At 72.6% G+C, this 17,208-nt stretch carries 15 protein-coding genes and 2 tRNA genes; 5 read left to right on the top strand and 12 right to left on the bottom strand.

The window, feature by feature from the left end:
* Window positions 1-4: 4 nt before the first annotated feature.
* The 6 genes from ACN27D_RS08785 to ACN27D_RS08810 form a co-directional block, all read right to left on the bottom strand.
* Window positions 5-78: transfer RNA gene (locus ACN27D_RS08785), tRNA-Met, on the bottom strand.
* A 136-nt stretch (window positions 79-214) separates the two neighbouring features.
* Window positions 215-288: transfer RNA gene (locus ACN27D_RS08790), tRNA-Met, on the bottom strand.
* Between the two features lie 50 nt (window positions 289-338).
* On the bottom strand, window positions 339-1,265 hold the full coding sequence (locus tag ACN27D_RS08795; protein WP_184974923.1) for a hypothetical protein: 927 nt from the start codon (window positions 1,263-1,265) through the stop codon (window positions 339-341).
* Window positions 1,255-1,764, bottom strand: coding sequence for an RNA polymerase sigma factor (locus ACN27D_RS08800; protein ID WP_252452956.1), 510 nt, complete (start codon window positions 1,762-1,764; stop codon window positions 1,255-1,257). Before ACN27D_RS08800 ends, ACN27D_RS08795 begins: the two co-directional genes overlap by 11 nt.
* Window positions 1,765-1,913: 149 nt before the next feature.
* On the bottom strand, window positions 1,914-4,913 hold the full coding sequence (locus ACN27D_RS08805) for a UPF0182 family protein (RefSeq protein WP_233586201.1): 3,000 nt from the start codon (window positions 4,911-4,913) through the stop codon (window positions 1,914-1,916).
* A gap of 127 nt (window positions 4,914-5,040) precedes the next feature.
* Window positions 5,041-6,054, bottom strand: coding sequence for a YlbL family protein (locus ACN27D_RS08810; protein WP_205775972.1), 1,014 nt, complete (start codon window positions 6,052-6,054; stop codon window positions 5,041-5,043).
* Between the two features lie 115 nt (window positions 6,055-6,169).
* Between ACN27D_RS08810 and ACN27D_RS08815 the strand changes: the two genes are divergently transcribed.
* Entirely contained in the window at window positions 6,170-7,441 is a 1,272-nt protein-coding gene (locus ACN27D_RS08815) for a zinc-dependent metalloprotease (RefSeq protein WP_091423230.1), read from the top strand.
* A gap of 109 nt (window positions 7,442-7,550) precedes the next feature.
* On the opposite strand, the gene ACN27D_RS08820 is transcribed toward ACN27D_RS08815, so the two are convergent.
* Window positions 7,551-8,222 carry a hypothetical protein gene (locus ACN27D_RS08820; RefSeq protein ID WP_421498891.1) on the bottom strand — a complete coding sequence of 224 codons (672 nt, stop codon included), beginning with the start codon at window positions 8,220-8,222 and terminating at the stop codon, window positions 7,551-7,553.
* Between the two features lie 112 nt (window positions 8,223-8,334).
* The gene (locus tag ACN27D_RS08825) at window positions 8,335-8,856 is read right to left on the bottom strand and encodes a M48 family metallopeptidase (RefSeq protein WP_120573257.1); all 522 of its coding nucleotides are present in this window, start codon (window positions 8,854-8,856) and stop codon (window positions 8,335-8,337) included.
* Between the two features lie 474 nt (window positions 8,857-9,330).
* Here ACN27D_RS08825 and ACN27D_RS08830 point away from each other — a divergent pair, with 474 nt between their 5' ends.
* The 3 genes from ACN27D_RS08830 (at window position 9,331) to ACN27D_RS08840 (ending at window position 12,146) form a co-directional block, all read left to right on the top strand.
* Window positions 9,331-9,498, top strand: coding sequence for a DUF5679 domain-containing protein (locus tag ACN27D_RS08830; RefSeq protein ID WP_007464795.1), 168 nt, complete (start codon window positions 9,331-9,333; stop codon window positions 9,496-9,498).
* Between the two features lie 178 nt (window positions 9,499-9,676).
* On the top strand, window positions 9,677-10,789 hold the full coding sequence (locus ACN27D_RS08835) for a hypothetical protein (RefSeq protein ID WP_162959306.1): 1,113 nt from the start codon (window positions 9,677-9,679) through the stop codon (window positions 10,787-10,789).
* A 10-nt stretch (window positions 10,790-10,799) separates the two neighbouring features.
* Window positions 10,800-12,146 (top strand): ABC1 kinase family protein, encoded by a 1,347-nt coding sequence (locus tag ACN27D_RS08840; RefSeq protein WP_120573255.1) that lies wholly within the window; start codon window positions 10,800-10,802, stop codon window positions 12,144-12,146.
* A 337-nt stretch (window positions 12,147-12,483) separates the two neighbouring features.
* Here ACN27D_RS08840 and ACN27D_RS08845 read toward each other — a convergent pair whose 3' ends face one another.
* The 3 genes from ACN27D_RS08845 to ACN27D_RS08855 all read right to left on the bottom strand — a co-directional run bounded on the left by ACN27D_RS08845 (window position 12,484) and on the right by ACN27D_RS08855 (window position 15,489).
* Window positions 12,484-12,849 carry a WhiB family transcriptional regulator gene (locus tag ACN27D_RS08845; RefSeq protein WP_013288404.1) on the bottom strand — a complete coding sequence of 122 codons (366 nt, stop codon included), beginning with the start codon at window positions 12,847-12,849 and terminating at the stop codon, window positions 12,484-12,486.
* Window positions 12,850-12,981: 132 nt separating this feature from the next.
* Window positions 12,982-13,236: a hypothetical protein gene (locus ACN27D_RS08850; RefSeq protein WP_120573254.1), complete on the bottom strand. Its 255-nt coding sequence runs from the start codon at window positions 13,234-13,236 to the stop codon at window positions 12,982-12,984.
* Between the two features lie 129 nt (window positions 13,237-13,365).
* Window positions 13,366-15,489 carry an ATP-dependent DNA helicase UvrD2 gene (locus tag ACN27D_RS08855; protein WP_358176391.1) on the bottom strand — a complete coding sequence of 708 codons (2,124 nt, stop codon included), beginning with the start codon at window positions 15,487-15,489 and terminating at the stop codon, window positions 13,366-13,368.
* A 91-nt stretch (window positions 15,490-15,580) separates the two neighbouring features.
* On the opposite strand from ACN27D_RS08855, the gene ACN27D_RS08860 reads away from it, so the two are divergent.
* The gene (locus tag ACN27D_RS08860; RefSeq protein WP_018784736.1) at window positions 15,581-15,823 is read left to right on the top strand and encodes a mycoredoxin; all 243 of its coding nucleotides are present in this window, start codon (window positions 15,581-15,583) and stop codon (window positions 15,821-15,823) included.
* 58 nt (window positions 15,824-15,881) lie between these two features.
* Here ACN27D_RS08860 and ACN27D_RS08865 read toward each other — a convergent pair whose 3' ends face one another.
* A complete protein-coding gene (locus ACN27D_RS08865) occupies window positions 15,882-17,135 on the bottom strand; it encodes an MFS transporter (RefSeq protein WP_121686387.1) in 1,254 nt (417 codons plus the stop codon).
* Window positions 17,136-17,208 lie beyond the last annotated feature (73 nt).

The raw sequence follows: 17,208 nt of genomic DNA on the forward strand, positions 1-17,208 counted from the left end.
TTTGTAGCGGGGACAGGATTTGAACCTGCGACCTCTGGGTTATGAGCCCAGCGAGCTACCGAGCTGCTCCACCCCGCGTCGGCTCATACAGCTTATCGCACCCCGATCCTGGAGATCAGCCGGGTACCCGGATCCGCCCCCGGCCGTTCCCGGGGCGCCTCGGGCCGGAACGGCGAAGGGCCCCGGAGAGAACTCCGGGGCCCTTCGTCACGAGTAGCGGGGACAGGATTTGAACCTGCGACCTCTGGGTTATGAGCCCAGCGAGCTACCGAGCTGCTCCACCCCGCGTCGGCTCGACAACCGTAGCGCACCGACCCGGGGAGGCGCAAAACGGGTACTCAGTCCAGCCACCGCCGGATCGCCTCGACCGCCCGGCGGCTGTCCGCGTCGAACTGGGCGCGCTGGGTCGAGGTGCTCTCCCAGCCCTGCTCCCACAGCACCGTCACCACGTCGCCGGAGCGCACCGCGCGCACCAGGTGCACCTCGTCGCCGCCGCTCGGATCGCCGTTGGCGTCCCGGTACGGCGTCCGCGTCTCGAACAGCACCGACTCGTCGCCGTACCCGCTGTCGGGCAGCAGACGCTGCCGCACCGTCGCCGGCGGCGTACCCCGGGCGGGCTGCTCGGGGCAGGCCCGGACCGCCGCGCGCAGCTCGGCCAGCGCGGCGCCGGCGCCCCCGGGCCGGTAGATCGTGATGCTGTGCCGGTAGTTGCCGGACGGCACCTCGTCGGCCGGCGCGCCGGCCCGGCGGTACGGCAGCGACCGGGCCCGCTGCGCCACCACCCGCTCGTCGCCGGGCGTCGCGCCGCAGAGCGCCGGCAGCACCGGTCCCGGGCCGAAGTAGTTGCCGGTACCGGCGTCGTTCGCGGCGGGCAGGACGAAGAACGCCCGGTCCGGGATGGTGGTCGGGGTCGCCGCGGCGGGCGGCGTGGTGGTCACGACCGGGCTCCGCGAGCCGGAGGTACGGCCGACGGTCGGCGACGGCGTGGCGGTCGACGGCGCGACCGAGGGCGCGGCGGACGACGGCCGCGGGGTGGGCGTACCTGCGGGGGGTGGAACCGGGTCGGGGCCCGGCCCGGCGGCGAACACCAGCTGGCTCCCCGCCACAGTGCCCGCGACCAGCCCGGCGGCGGCCAGGACGGTGATCGCGGCGCGGCGCCGGGCCCAGCGGTCGGCGCTGCGGCGCAGCCGGTCCGGCGCCGGCAGCACCCGCTCGTCGGTGTCCGCGGCGAGGGACCGGTAGTAGCGGTGCAGTTCACGCGACATCGTTGACCTCCAGCTCCTCGGCGGCGACGCCGGGCAGCAGCTCGGCCAGCCGGGCCCGTCCCCGGGACAACCAGGACTTCACAGTGCCGGCGGGCACGCCGGCCTCCCGGGCGATCTCCTCCACCGGCAGGTCGAACAGGTAGTGCAGGGCGAGCGCCTGCCGGTGCCGGGGCGGGAGCTGCCGCAGCGCCGCGACCAGCAGCACGGTGTCCTCGCCCGGCGGCCCGACGTCGGGTGGCGGGCCGGTGCGGCTGGCCGCGAGGCGCCACCCGCGCAGCCGCCGGAACCGGTCCGTCGCCAGCCGGCTGATCACCAGCCGCAGCCACGCCTCCGGCGCGGGATGGCCGGCGAGTCTCGCCCACTGCCGCCAGGCCCGGGCGTACGCCTCCTGCACGAGATCCTGGGCCTCGGCCGGGTCGCCCGCCACCGCGTACCCGTACCGGACGGCCCGCCCCGACGTGCTGCGGTAGAAGTCGTCGAAGCTGTCCGCGTCCCGCATGTGCCCTCCCGCCCCCACACGTTCACCTGCACTGTTGACGGCGCGGCGGGGTGCGGGGTTGCGGGCGGGGAGTCCGGAAGACGACACGAGCCCGTGGTCCGGGTGACCGTTGCGGTCCCGGACCACGGGCTCGTGGTGTCAGCTCGGCGTCAGCCGCCCGGTGTCGGCGCGGGCGACGTCGGTGCCGGTGGCGAGACGCTGCCCGACGGCGCCGGGTTGCCCGAGCCGCCGGCCGCGGCCTGTGCCTGCTGGAACGCGCTCATCGCCTCGTCCAGCGCCTTCAGCGCACGCCCGTACCGCTCGAAGTCGCCGGACGTCTGCGCGGCCTTGACCTCGGCGATCGCGGTCTGCACCCGGGCGGCCGCCTGGGCCAGCTCTCCGCTCACCGGCGGCGTGTTGTTGTCGCCCGCGGTCGGCGACGGCGTGGGGTTGTCCGGCGTGGGGTTGTCGTCGGTGGCGGGCGGCGGGTTGTTGTTCGGCGCCCGCTTGCCCTGCTCGACGAGCTGCTTGATGCCGTCGTTGAGGTTGTTGGCGAGCACCACGTACGAGCCGCCGTCACCGTAGGACAGCAGCACCTTCTGCAACAGCGGGTACGCGTCCTGGCTGCTGCTCTTCACGTACACCGGCTCGACGTAGAGCATGCCGTCGGCGAACGGCAGCGAGAGCAGGTTGCCGTACTGCACCTGCGCCTGGTTGGAGGAGAGCAGGTTGAGCTGCTGCCGGATGTCGCCGTTGTTGGTCATCTGCTGGTGCACCTGCGTCGGCCCGGAGATCCGGGTCTGGTCCGGCAGTTCCAGCACCTCCAGCTTCGGCTGCCCGTCGACGTACGACCCGGAGACCAGCGCGGCGAGGTTCTGCCGCCCGTTCGGGGTGACCGCGGAGGTCAGCTGGAAGCGTGGCCCGTCCTGCCCGGGGAACTGGGTGAACAGGTAGTAGGGCGGCTGCTTCTGCCCGCTGTCCGGCGCGTCCGGCACGTTCGGGACCTGCCAGAAGTCCTGGCCGGAGTAGAAGTCGCCCGGGTCGGTGACGTGGAACTTGGTCAGCAGGTTGCGCTGCACCTTGAACAGGTCGGCCGGGTAGCGGAAGTGCTCGGCCAGCTCGGCCGGGATGTCGCCCTTGGGCAGCACCAGGTCACCGCCGAACGCCTTGTTCCACGCCTTGAGCACCGGGTCGGTGTCGTCGTACGAGTAGAGCTTGACCGTGCCGTCGTACGCGTCGACAGTCGCCTTCACCGAGTTGCGGATGTAGTTGACGTTCTCCCGGGCGAGCTGGAACGTGCCCCGGCCGGTCAGCTCGTCGGTCGTCTCGGCCTGGAGGTTGACCCGCTCGGCGTACGGGTAGGTCGCCGCCGTGGTGTAGCCGTCGATGATCCACAGCACGCGCCCGTTGACCACCGCCGGGTACGGGTCGCCGTCGAGCGTGAGGAACGGCGCGACCTTCTCCACCCGGTCGCGCGGGTTACGCACGTACAGCAGCTTCGAGTTCTCGTTGACCGCCTCGGAGAGCAGGAAGTTCGACTCCTGCTCCTTGATCGCGTAGAGCAGCCGGCGCGGGAACGAGCCGATCTTGACGCCGCCCTCGCCGGTGTAGGTGTAGTACTGCTCACCGCCGGTGGAGGTGGGCCGGTCGAACTCGACGTTGCGGTCGCCGTTCTGCCCGACGATCGCGTAGTCGCTCGCCTCCATCCGCTCGCCGTAGTAGATCCGCGGCTGCTGGGCCGGGATCTCCTCGGTCGGCGAGGAGCACGCCTCCTGCGCCTTCTCGCCGAGGTAGCCGGAGACGAAGTACGGCTGGCCGCCGCAGACCACCTGGTTCGCCGGGGCGGCCACCAGGCCGTACCCGTGGGTGTAGACGGTGTGGCGGTTGATCCAGTTGCTCTGCTGGTCGGTCAGCTCGCCGTAGTTGATCTCACGGACGCCGACCACGTAGTCGGAGGTCTTGTCCTTGACCGAGTACCTGTCGATGTCCAGCTTCGAGCCGAAGTCGTAGAAGCCGCGGACCTGCTGCAGCTGCGTGTACGTCTCGGAGACGAGCTGCGGGTCGAGCAGCCGGATGTTCGACACCACCGAGGTGTCGGTGGCGAGGCTGGCGGGTGGAACGAGGTTGCTGGCCGCGTACGGCGTGGTCTTCGTGCTGTCGAGACCGAACGCGGACCTGGTGGCCTTGATGCTGCGTTCGATGTACGGCGCCTCCTTGTCCCGGGCGCTCGGCTTGACCTCGAAGGTCTGCACGGCCCACGGGTAGATGCCGCCGATCGCCACCGCGGAGACGCCCAGCAGGGCGAGCGAGATGCCCGGCCAGACCAGGTTCCGCATCACCGCGTTGGAGAACACGATGATCGCCAGCGCCACCAGGACGGAGATCCAGGCGAGGATCTCCTTCGCCGGGAGCAGCGCGTTCACGTCGGCGTAGCCGGCGCCGTAGAGCTTGGCGCCCTCGTTGTACTCCAGCAGCATGGCCCGCCGGTCGAGCACGTAGGCGACGGCCTTGAGCAGCACGAACACGGCGACCAGCGAGCTGAGGTGGGCGCGGGCGGCGTTCGTCATCCGGTCGCCGATGCCCTGGAGGCGCACGCCGCCGAAGATGTAGTGCACCGCGAGCGCGCCGAGCAGCGACAGCACCACGGCGGTGAAGCCGACACCGAGCACGTAGCGCCAGAACGGGAGCTGGAAGACGTAGAAGCCGACGTCGACGCCGAACTCCGGGTCCTTCACGCCGAAGTCGCCGCCGTTGCGGAACAGCAGCCACTGGCCCCAGCGGCTCTGCGCGGAGAGTCCGGCGAACAGTCCGACGACGGCGGCGGCGAGCGCGATCCAGGTGCCGAGCCGCGGGCTCAGCAGCATCCGGTAGCGCTCCAGCGTGGCCTGCTCGGCCGAGTGCGGACGCATCTTGGGCCGCAGCCGGTGGGCCAGCCAGAGGTTGCCGCCGACGAGCAGCGCCATGCCGGCGCCGACCACCAGGAACAGCAGCAGGCGGGTGGCGAGCACGCCGGTGAAGACCTGGGTGTAGCGGACCTCGTCGAACCAGAGCCAGTCGGTCCAGGCGTTGACGCCCCACCCGAGGAGGGTGAACAAGATGAACACCCCGATCAGGACACCGATGGTGACGCGTCCGCGCCGGCTCATCCTCGGTAAGGGACTGCTACGCATGACCACTGTTGGCTCCGCACGCTCGATGTGATCGGCTCCGACCAGGCACCAAGAGTACGGGGTGTTCCTGAGCACGTCGGGTCAAGGTCACGTCACGATCCGCCCGCCGGCCGCCGCCCGGCCCGCCTCAGCAGCGCGTCGGCTGTCCCCCGGCGCGCAGCGTCTCGAGTGCCTTCAATGCCTCACCCAGCGTGGCGACCTTCAGCAGCGGCAGGCCCGGCTGCGGATTGCGCACCGCCTCGGCGCAGTTGTCGGCGGGCACCAGGAACGCCTTCGCGCCCGCGTCCTTGGCGCCGACCAGCTTCTGCGCGATGCCGCCGATCGGGCCGACGCGACCCTCGTCGTCGATGGTGCCGGTACCGGCGATGATCTTCCCGCCGGTGAGGTCGGCCGGCTCCAGCTTGTCGATGATGCCGAGCGAGAACATCAGCCCGGCGCTCGGCCCGCCGATGTCACCAAGGTCGATCTTGAGGGTGAACGGGTGCGGCTGCTGCTGGTCGATCTCCACACCGATCCGCGGCCGGCCGTCCTGTTCGCGGCTGGTCACGGTGGCCGTCCCCGGGGTGTCGCCCCGGGTGTAGCCGATCTTCAGCGCGGTGCCCGCCGGCTTCGCCCGGATCAGCTCGGTGAGCTTGGCCGCGCTCGTCACCGGCGCCCCGTCGACCGAGGTGACCACGTCGTCGGGTCGCAGCACGCCGACCGACGGGCCGCCCGGCGTGACCGCCTTCACCAGCACCTTGATCGGGTAGCCCAGCTCGCGCAGCGCCGCCGTCTCGGCGCTGGTCTGCGAGTTCTGGAAGTCCTCCGCGTTGCGCTTCTCGACCTCCTCCTGCGACTCCCCCGGCGGGTAGACCAACTCCCGCGGCACCACCGCCTCGTCCGAGGAGAACCAGCCGGCCAGCGCCGACCGCAGTCGCACCGTCGGCTGCACACCGACAGTGGTGAGCCGGAGCTGACCGGCGGAGGTGGACGTCGCGCGGCCGGTCACCTGGATGACCTCCTTGCCGTCCTCGCTGCCCAGCGTGTTCACCGTCGGACCGGGGCCGAGCACCACGTACGGCAGCGGGACGCTCAGCACGCCGACGCTGAGCAGGGCGGTGAGCAGGGCACCGAGCAGGACGGTCACGCCGCGACGTCTCATGCGCCAGAGCGTACCGATCCGCACCCGGCCGTCCGGCGCGGTGACCGGCGGACTTCGCCCTCAGCGCAACGCCGAGTGGCGCGACCTGCGGCGGGGCCCGCGTACCGTAGAGGTCGTGCCTGATATTCCGTTCGGCTTCGCGCTCCCGGGTGGTCAACCACCAGACCCCAACGATCCCGCGGCGATGCAGCAGTTCATGTCGCAGTTGCAGCACCTGCTCTCGGCGCCGGGCAGCGGGCCGGTCAACTGGGACCTCGCCCGGCAGGTAGCCGCCAGCCAGCTCGCCGCCGCCGGCGACCCGGCGGTGTCGCCGTTCGAACGCAACGCGGTCGAGGAGGCGCTGCGCATCGCCGACCTCTGGCTGGAGCCGGCGACCTCGTGGCCCTCCGGCATCCGCACCTCGGTCGCCTGGAACCGCAACGAGTGGATCTTCAAGACGCTCGACGTGTGGCGCAAGCTCTGCGACCCGGTGGCCAGCCGGATGGTCGGCGCGATGGGCGACCTGGTGCCGCCGGAGGCCCGCGCCCAGCTCGGCCCGATGCAGTCGATGGTCGCCACGCTCGGCGGCGCCCTCTTCGGCGGCCAGCTCGGCCAGGCGCTCGGCTCGCTCGCCGCCGAGGTGCTCTCCGCCGGTGACATCGGCCTGCCGCTCGGCCCCGCCGGCACCGCCGCGCTCGTCCCCGCCAACATCAAGGTGTACGGCGAGGGCCTGGAGCTGCCCGAGGACGAGGTACGCCTCTACGTGGCCCTGCGCGAGGCCGCCCACCAGCGGTTGTTCCAGCACGTGCCGTGGCTGCGCGGGCACGTGCTGACCGCGGTGGAGAACTACGCCGCGGGCATCCGGGTCAACCGGGAGGCGATCGAGGAGGCAATGGGCCGGGTCGACCCGACCGACCCGGAGTCGATGCAGGCGATCGCGCTGGAGGGCATCTTCACGCCCGAGGACACGCCCGCGCAGAAGGCGTCGCTGGCCCGGCTGGAGACCGTACTCGCCCTGGTCGAGGGCTGGGTCTGCCATGTCGTCGACAGCGCCGCCGGTGACCGCCTGCCCAACGTCGTACGCCTCGGCGAGGCGTTCCGCCGCCGCCGCGCCGCGGGTGGCCCGGCGGAGCAGACGTTCGCCGCGCTCGTCGGCCTCGAACTGCGGCCCCGTCGCCTGCGTGAGGCGACGGTGCTGTGGGCGGCGCTGACCGAGCACCGCGGCATCGCCGGCCGGGACGCGGTCTGGGGTCACCCGGACCTGCTGCCCTCCGACGACGACTTCGCCGCGCCGGAGGCGTTCGCCACGACGAGCACCGATCTCGACGACGAGCTGGCGAACTTCGACTTCTCCGCCCCGGGCGCTCCCGAGGAGAAGTCCCCGGGCGAGGACGACGACAAGCGCTGACACCGTCCACCCCGTCGATCTTGCAGTTGTGGCCCTCGGAATGTCCTGAAAGCGGCTTCTGTCGGGTGCCAAACTGCAAGATCGGCGGGCCGGGAACGGAGGGTGGGGGTCAGACGGGGCGGCCGGAGAGCAGGGCTCGGGTGGCCTCCCAGCCCTCGACGGCTGGATCGAGCGCAGTCAGGTCGGCCGGGCCGCGCATGCGGTGCCAGCCGGCGGTGACCGCCACGTCCCCCGGGCTCGGTGCCGCCCGCCGCACCTCGGCCGGCTCGGTCGTGTCCAGGTCCAGCGCGGGCAGCCACGCCGGTACGGGCAGCCGCGCCGCCACCCCCAGCAGCCCGGTTCCGCTCCCCTCGACCGGGGCCACCGCCACCGGCCGGGTGGTGAGCGGGCGCAGCAGCTTGCCGAGCGTCAGCCCGGGCAGGTCCGGCGCGTCCGCCACCACCACCGCCACCTGGTCGTAGCGGACCGCCCGGTCGCCGGTGACCGCCGCCTCGCCCGCAGTGGCCGCCAGCTCCTGCCCTGACGCCTTCCCGGCCAGCGCCGCGAACACCGCGTTCGGGGTCGGCTCGGTCACCTCGTACACCTGGGTGCCGGGCCAGACCACGGCGTCGGCCAGCCATCGGTCCCCGGCGGTGACCGCGACGGCGGTCTCCACCTCGTTCAGCGTGGCGAGCAGGTCCACCACGTCCTCGGCGAGCGCGGTACGCCATCGCGCCGGGTCGATTCCGGGCGGCGACCAGGTCACCGGGCCGAGCAGCGCCACCACCACACGTCGCGACATTCGCCGACCTTAACCCCACCCCCGCGCGGACCCGCGCGTGATCATGAAGTTGGCGGTGACGAAGCGGACGGAACGCCGGTCCAACTTCATGATCGACCCCGACGGGCGGGGGTCAGGGGATGGCGGCGGTGGCGGCTACGCCCTCCAGGTAGCCGCGGGCGCGTTCCGACCTGGGGTAGCGGGCCACCAGCGCCCAGAACTCGGCGTTGTGGCTGGGCACGATGAGGTGTGCCAGCTCGTGCAGCAGCACGTAGTCGATCACCCAGTCGGGCATGTCCTGGACCCGGTGCGAGATCCGGATGGTGCGGTCGGCGGGCGTGCAGGAGCCCCAGCGGCCGTTCTGGTTGGTCACCCAGCGGACGCTGGCCGGCGCGGCGGCCGACCCGTATTCGGTCAGGTAGAGGTCGATCAGGCGGGCGGCTCGGGCGAGCAGTTCGGCGTCCGAGCGGGCCAGCCTGCCCTCGCGGGCGGCGAGCCGGGCGAGCATCCGGTCGACCCACTCGCTCTCCTCGGCCCGGGAGAACTGGTCGGGGATGAGCACGACGACGCGCTCCCCGTCCCGGTACGCGGACACCGTGCGCCGCCGACGCTGGCTGCGCCGCACCTCGACGACGGGCTTCCGCGTCACGGCCATTACCGGTCCGCGCAGCCTCGGTTGACTGTCACGATGGAAAGCTAATGCGTACTGACCAGGACTCCGCAAGAGTCAACACGACGACACGCGCCCGGAAAGTGGCGGTTGGTTGTCAGGAGTCCGGAAAAAATTCTTTGCGACGGTAGCTGACCATCACCTGACCGGCCCTGTTCACGTTAAGTGATCTACGACGAGTGACAGTCGGCGGGGCCACGCGAAGCGGATCTGGGTGCATTCATCCGGCGTGTCCGCGCGAAACTGACTTATCCGACGTTACTCGGCATGCACACTCTCGACGTCGACTTGCTCACAGAGTCGGCGCACAGCTGACATGGAACCGCCCAGACCTGGGTAGGGTCCGCCAACCACGGTCAGGTGACTGACCGCGGAGAACCCCCCGGCGCCGGGCCACGCGTGGACCGCCGCAGGGAGACCCGCCGGGACACCTCCGGCGGACGAGACGAGGAGGCTACCGTGGCCGACCAGGCCCAGACCTACAACGGTTACTGCGTGAAGTGCAAGGAGAAGCGGGACTTCGAGGGGCACGTGGAGGTCTCGAAGACCGGCATGAACATGGCCAAGGGCAAGTGCCCGGTGTGCGGCACAACAGTGAACCGCATCCTGGGTAAGGCCAAGGTCTGACCCGTACGGCAGACACGGGGGAGGACGGCCGGTGGCCGTCCTCCCCCGTCGTGTAGCCGACAGAGTTACCGGCTGGTTGTGGAAAACCGGCGAGATGCTGTGGACAACGCTGGCCACGGCTCGCCGCACCTGTGGACAACGAGCCACGGAGCGCGTGGAGACGGTCACGATCAGTGGCGTGACCGATCCGACGCCGCTCGTCCGTCCCGTCCTGCTGCCCGGCCTGACCCGGCTCTGGCGCGACCGGCACACGCTCCAGCTCGGCGAGCCGCCCGGCCGCGCGGTGCTGCTGGAGATGTCCTCGCCGGGGACGGCCCGCCTGCTCGACCTGCTCGACGGCACCCGCAGCGAACGCGCCGTGCTGGCCGGGGCGGGCGCCGCCCGGGTTCCGCCCGACGAGGCACGCGCCCTGCTCGACACGCTCCGGGGCGCCGGGCTGGTGGTGCCGGCGCAGGCCCTGCTCCCCCGTGACCTCACCGGCCCGGCCCGGGCCCGGCTGGCCGCCGAGGCCGCCGCGCTGGCGCTCGCGTCGCCCGACCTGCCCGGCACACCGGCGCGGCTGCTGCGCCGCCGCCGTGCCGCCCGGGTGCTGGTCACCGGCACGGGACGGCTCGGCGCGGCGGTCGCCGTCGCGCTGGCCCAGGCCGGGGTCGGGCACGTCGTACCCGATCTGGCCGGCCCGGTCGGCGCCGGTGACCTGGTCGGGACCGGCCTGACCGCCGCGGAGCTGGGCCGGCCGCTGGCCCCGGCGGTACGCGCGGCGCTTGCGCGGTGCGCGCCCGGAACGGTCACCGGCCCGTCCCGGCCGGCCCGGCCGGATCTGGTGGTGCAGCTCGGCGTCGACCGCCCGGCCGAACTGCTCGCCACTGGGTACGCCCGCCGTCGTCAGCCCCACCTGCTGCTCGATTTGCGGGGCGGCGTACCGGTGGTCGGTCCGCTGGTCCGCCCGCCCGTCGGTCCCTGCCTGCGCTGCCTCGACCTGCACCGCGGCGACCGGGATCCGGACTGGCCCGCGCTCGCCGCCCAGCTCGCCGCCGACCGGGGCGAGCGGGCCTGCGCCGCCGCCACCGGGCTTGCCGCGGCGGCCTTCGCGACGGCCGAGGTGCTGGCCCAGCTCGACGGCGCCCAGCCGGAGACGCTCGGCGGCGCGGTGGAGATCCGCGGTCCGGGCCGGGTCCGCTACCGACGGTGGCCGCCGCACCCCTCCTGCGGTTGCTGCCGGCGTCGCCCGATCCGGTCGGCCCCGACCGCTACCGGCCGCACGGCAGCAGCGGAGGCCCCGAGTCGGTAACAATGGCCGGGTGACCGACATCCCGCGCCGGGCCGTGTCCCGCACCGCCAAACTCGCCGCCCTGCCGCTCGGGTTCGCCGGTCGAACCGTCCTCGGCATGGGCAAGCGGGTGACCGGCCTCGCGTCCGACGTCATCTCCGCCGAGATCCAGCAGCGCACCGCCGAGCAGTTGTTCAGCGTCCTGGGGCAGCTCAAGGGCGGGGCGATGAAGTTCGGCCAGGCCCTGTCGGTGTTCGAGGCGGCGCTGCCCGAGGAGGTCGCCGCGCCCTACCGGCAGGCGCTGACCAAGCTCCAGGAGGCCGCCCCGCCGCTGCCGGCGGCGACTGTGCACAAGGTGCTCGCCGAGCAGCTCGGCCCGGACTGGCGCGACCGCTTCGTCGAGTTCGACGACACCCCGGCCGCCGCGGCGAGCATCGGTCAGGTGCACCGGGCGGTCTGGCGCGACCCGGGTTACGAAGCGGCAGGCGGCCCTCGGCACCGGGACGTGGCCGTGAAGATCCAGTACCCGGGCGCCGGTGACGCCCTGCTGGCCGACCTCAAGCAGCTCTCCCGGCTCGGCGGCATGTTCCGGGCCATCCAGCCGGGGCTGGACGTGAAGCCGCTCCTGGCCGAGCTGCGCGAGCGCATCACCGAGGAGCTGGACTACGAGCTGGAGGCGGAGTCGCAGCGGGCGTTCGCCGCCGCGTACGCCGACGACCCGGACATCTTCATCCCGGAGGTGCTCGACGCCGCGCCACGGGTGCTGATCACCGAGTGGGTGGAGGGCATCCCACTGTCCCAGATCATCCGGGAGGGCACCGAGGAGCAGCGCGACGAGGCCGGCCGGCTGATGGCGGAGCTGCACCTGTCCGCGCCGGAGCGGGCCGGGCTGCTGCACGCCGACCCGCACCCGGGCAACTTCCGGCTGCTGCCGGACGGCCGGCTCGGCGTGATCGACTTCGGGGCGGTGGCCCGGATGCCGCAGGGCACGCCCGAGCCGATCGGCCGGATCGCGGCGCTGGCGCTGCGCGGGGACGCCGACGCGGTGGTGGAGGGGTTGCGCGCCGAGGGCTTCGTCAGCCGCACCGAGTCGATCGACGCCCCGGCGGTGCTGGACTTCCTGCGTCCGATGCTGGAGCCGATCGCCGCGGACGAGTTCCGCTTCACCCGGGCCTGGCTGCGTGGCGAGGCGACCCGGCTGGCCAGCCCTCGCTCCCCCGCCTACCAGCTCAGCCGGCAGCTCAACCTGCCCCCGTCGTACCTGATGATCCACCGGGTCACGCTGGGGTCGATCGGGGTGCTCTGCCAGTTGGAGGCGAAGGCGTCCTACCGGTCGATCCTGGAACGCTGGCTACCGGGCTTCGCGCCGGTGGCCTGAGCGCGGCCGGCCGGAAGCGGGCAGGGCTGGCGACGAGCACGGCGAAGGGGCGGTGACCTGTCGGTCACCGCCCCTTCCTCACGCGATCGTTCTACAGAACGCCCAGGTCGCGGGCCGACTGGCTGCGACCCCGCATGGCGACGGTACGGGCGGAACGGGTTGCCTCAGTGCTCGTGGTGTTGCGACCGGCCTGAGGCCGGCGCATTCGGGCCCTGGACAACGCTTCGTGGAGTAGTTGCATCTCGAATCCGTTCGGCAGGTTCAGCATCAGAATTTCTCTCTCAGGTCGGCCGGTGGAGGGACACCGGCATCGGTTCGGGCTCGGAACGTAGGTGTGTCAGGCTGCCAGCCGGACGGAGCTTCGCGACTCGGACAGCCCGCTGGCCGCCAGTCGCGCCTCCGCCTCGACCCGGAGCTGCGCGTCACGGGCGAGGTCCTCCTTGCGCGGACGGCCACGGGGCCGCTTGCGCGGGACGACCGCGCCACGCTCGAAGATCTCGCCGCCCCAGACGCCCCAGGGCTCGGCTCGCTCCACCGCCCCGGCCAGGCACTCGACGCGCAGCGGGCAGTCCCCGCAGAGCGACTTGGCCAGCTCGAGCTCGGCAGGCGAGTCGGAGAACCACAGGTCGGGGTCGAACTTCCGGCAGGGCAGGTTCGCCTCCACGTCGACGCTCACGTCGAGCGGGGCCAACGCCAGACTCATCCTCCGGTCACCTCTCTCTCACTTCGATCTCGTGGATCGCATTCCGACGTACTTCGGCGGGACAAAAAACTGAGGCCGCGGATCCCGGTATGCGGGTTCCGCGGCCTCGAGGTGAGCCGGTGGTCTGATGGATCAGACCGGTCTACCTCGAGGTGGAACACCGCGGACATCCGTGCGCTTCTTGGCGCCATCGATGCCCTTGCCCGCGAAGCCACTGGTCCCCTCGACTCCGGCGATCGGCGCAACGGTCAGGGTCAGCTCGGCCTGAACCTGAACCTGGTGCACCTGCGGAGCCGACGGTCGAGCGGCGAGGGCCACCCGGACAGCCGACAGCGGAGCGACGGCAGACGGCATCGCCGCAAGACGCTCATAAGTGAAGATCTTCATTGGTGCCACCTCCCTACTCTCCTCGTGCCGACCGTGGACTCATCCCCTTTGAGCAGCCAGAACGGCGCCGCTCGCGAGGTGTGTCATGAGGCTATTCCTCGCCCTCGGGCGAGGGCAAACGATTTACGGCTACTTTTCAGAAGTTTTCTGTGGGCAGACATCGTCCACCGTGGCGCCCGCCACCAGGGCGAGCACCGTATCCCCATAAAGACCGACTTTTCGGGGCCCGATCCCGGCGATCGCCACCAGCTCCTCCGTGCGGCCGGGCTTCCGCTCGGCCAGCGCGGTGAGCGTGGCGTCGGTGAAGACCACGTACGCCGGCACCTTCTGCGCGCCCGCCACCCGCTGCCGCCACTCGCGCAGCCGCTCGTACAGCTCCTCGTCGATGTCCGACGGGCAGGTCGGGCAGCGGCCCAGTTTGCGGTCCGCGCCGGCGAGCAGCGTGGCGCCGCAGATCCGGCACGAGACCACCTGCGGCCGGCGCCGCTCGGCCCGCCGCGCCGGCCCGGCGCCGCCGGCCCGCTCACCGCCGCCGGACCGGTCGAGCTGGGGCAGGAACCGGGAGGGACGCCGGGCCCGCCCGCCCGGCGAGCGCGCGGTGGCGTACGACAGCCAGAGCCACTCCCGGGCCCGGGTGATCCCGACGTAGAGCAGCCGTCGTTCCTCCTCGACCTGCTCCATGGTCTTCGCGTACGTGGTGGGCAGCGTGCCCTCGGCCAGCCCGACCAGGAACACCGCGTCCCACTCCAGCCCCTTCGCCGAGTGCAGCGACGCGAGCGTGACGCCCTCGACGGTGGGCACGTGCTGCTGGGCGGCCCGCCGGGCGAGTTCCTCGGTGAACCCGGTCAGGCCGGAATCGTCCTCGGCTTCCGCCGCGTACTCCTCGGCGAGCTGGACCAGCGCGGCGAGCGCCTCCCACCGCTCGCGGGCGGCGCCGCCCGGCGGGGGCGAGTCGGGCGCCCAGCCGACGGCGGTGAGCGCCTCGACCACGGCGGCCGGCAACGGGGTGCCCGGGTCGGCCGACCGGGTGGCGGCGCGCAACGCGATCATCGCCTGGCGCACCTCGGGCCGCTCGAAGAACCGCTCCGCGCCCTGGAGCACATACGGCACGCCGGCCTCGGAGAGCGCCTTCTCGTACGCCTCGGACTGCGCGTTGGTGCGGAACAGCACCGCGATCTCCCGCGCCGGGGTGCCGCCCGCCACCAGCGCCCGGCAGCGCGCGGCTACCGCGTTCGCCTCGGCCGGCTCGTCGGTGAAGATCCGCAGTTCCGGCTCCGGGCCGGGCCGGCGCTGGCCGTGCAGCTCCAGCCGAAGCCGCGCCTCGGCGCCCCGGGCCTGCGAGATCACCGCGTTGGCGAGCCCGACCACCTGCGGGGTGGAGCGGTAGTCGCGGACCAGCCGGACCACAGTCGCGCCCCGGTGCAGGCGGGGGAAGTCGACCAGGTACGACGAGGTGGCGCCGGTGAACGAGTAGATCGTCTGGCTGGCGTCGCCGACCACTGTCAGGTCGTCCCGGCCGCCCAGCCACGCCTCCAGCAGCCGCTGCTGGAGCGGGTTGACGTCCTGGTACTCGTCGACCACGAAGTGCCGGTACTGGCTGCGCACCTGCTCGGCCACGTCCGGGTGCTCCTCGATGCCCCAGACCGCGGCGCGCAGCATGTCCTCGAAGTCGATCACCCCGTTGCCGCGCTTGAGCCGCTCGTACGCGTCGAACACGTCGGCCACCCGGGCCGGCTCGTACGGCGTCTCGCGCAGCGCCTTGGCCGCGGCCACGACGTACTCCCCGGGCTCGACCAGCGACGACTTGGCCCACTCGATCTCGGCGGCCAGGTCCCGCGCGGCGGCCCGGTCGGCGCGCAGGCCGACCTTGGCGGCGGCGAGTGTGACCACCCGCACCTTGCTGTCCAGCAGTTCCGGCATGGCCCGCCCGGCCAGCAGCCGGGGCGCGAAGTAGCGGACCTGCCGCAGCGCCGCCGCGTGGAACGTGCGTGCCTGCACGCCCTGCACCCCGAGCACGCCGAGGCGGCTGCGCATCTCGGCTGCGGCGCGGGCGGTGAACGTGACCGCCAGCACATGCCGGCCGGCGATGTCGCCGGTCAGCGCCCGGTACGCGATCCGCGACGTCACCGCCCGGGTCTTGCCGGTGCCGGCGCCGGCCAGGACGCAGACCGGGCCGGCCGGGGCGGTCACCGCGGAGCGCTGCTCCGGATCCAGCCCGGCCAGCACCCGTTCCGCCGCTGAGTGAACGCCCACAGCAGGGAATCATCCCAGCATCGTGTGACGTTGCAGCGATTAGCCTGGCCTGATCGGACCGGGCGCGAGCCACCCCTTGGAGGACCAGACCATGCTGACGATGTATTCCACCCCGTGGTGCGGCTACTGCCACCGGCTGAAGTCGCAGCTCGACCGGGAGGGCATCGCGTACGAGGTGGTCGACATCGAGCAGGACCCGACGGCCGCGGACTTCGTGATGAGCGTCAACGGCGGCAACCAGACCGTCCCGACGCTGCGCTTCGCCGACGGCAGCGCCCTGACCAACCCCTCGATCACGCAGGTCAAGCAGCACCTGGCCGCGCTGCCCGGCTGATCCGCCCGCGACGCCACGAGCGGCCGTACCCGATCCGGGTACGGCCGCTCGCCGTCGTTCAGGACCCGCCGCGGCTGAGCACGCCGTCGTCGGCGGGTTTGCGGGGCGCCGGGATCCGGACCGGTCCGGCGATCGGCGTGGTCAGCCCGCGGCCCCGCCACAGGTAGAGGCCGGCCGCCGTGGTGACGGCCCCCACCAGGGCGAACAGCAGCCGGTAGTCGAACACGCCGACGAGCAGCGCGCCGGTGCCGATGGAGAGCGCCTGCGGCCCGCTGACCAGCGCCTCCGACGCGGCGGTCACCCGGCCGAGCAGCCGCGGCGGCGTCCGCCGCTGGATCAGCGTGTTCAACCCCACCATGGTCAGCGGCAGCGAGAGGCCGGCCAGCAGCAGCGCCACCACCCCGAGCCACAACCGGGGGTACGCCAGCGCCAGCGCGGCCGGCCCGAAGAACGTCACGCCCGCGGCGAGCGCGCCGACCTCGCCGAACCGGCGGACCACGGCGGCCGAGAACAGGCCGCCGACCAGCCCGCCGACGCCCTGCACCATGACCAGCACGCCGACGAACGCGGCGTCGCGGTGCAGGCCCAGATCGACGTACGCGAAGATCAGCGACTCGGTGAAGCCCATCACCAGCGAGCCGAGCCCGTACCCGAGCAGCGCCCGGCGCAGCGCCGGCTCCCCGGTCAGGTGGCGCAGCCCGGCGCCCAGCTCGGACGGCCCGCGGCTACCGGACCGCGCCGGTGTGCCCTCCTCCACGCGCAGCCGCGCGACCACCGCCGCCGCGGTCAGGAAGCCGGTCATGGCCAGCAGGACCAGCAGCCAGCCGCCCACCGCGGCGTACACACCGGCCCCGGCCAGCGGCCCGATCAGCCGCAGGCCCTGCCGGACGGTCTGGAGCAGCCCGTTCGCGTCGGCCAGCAGCTCGGCCGGAACCAGATGCCGGATCAGTCCGTTGAGCACGGCGGTGAGGGTGATGTACGAGAGTCCGTAGAGCGCGGCGACCACGTAGATCACCCAGACGTCGGATCGGTCCCGGACCGTGAGCAGCGGGCCGAGCAGCACTGCCGCGACCAGGTTGGCGGCGATGAAGAACTGTCGCCTGCGGTAGCGGTCGACCACCCAGCCGACCAGCGGGGCGAGCGCCATCGGCGCGATGACCGCGAAGATGGTCGCCCCGGCCATGCTGTCCGAACCGGTCAGGTCCTTGACCCAGACGGCCAGGGCGAGCAGCAGGACCGACTCCGCAGCCATGCTCGCGACGAGCGCGGCGAACAGCAGGCGGAAGTCGGGGCGGCGCAGGACGGTGCGCATCGGTTCCCTCCGGCGGGGGTGCGCCACCAGGGGCGCGTCGGGGGCGGGCGCTGGTGAAGGCGCCCTCCACAGT

The organism is Micromonospora sp. WMMD1274 (genome assembly GCF_049179035.1).
GTDB lineage: Bacteria > Actinomycetota > Actinomycetes > Mycobacteriales > Micromonosporaceae > Micromonospora > Micromonospora tulbaghiae.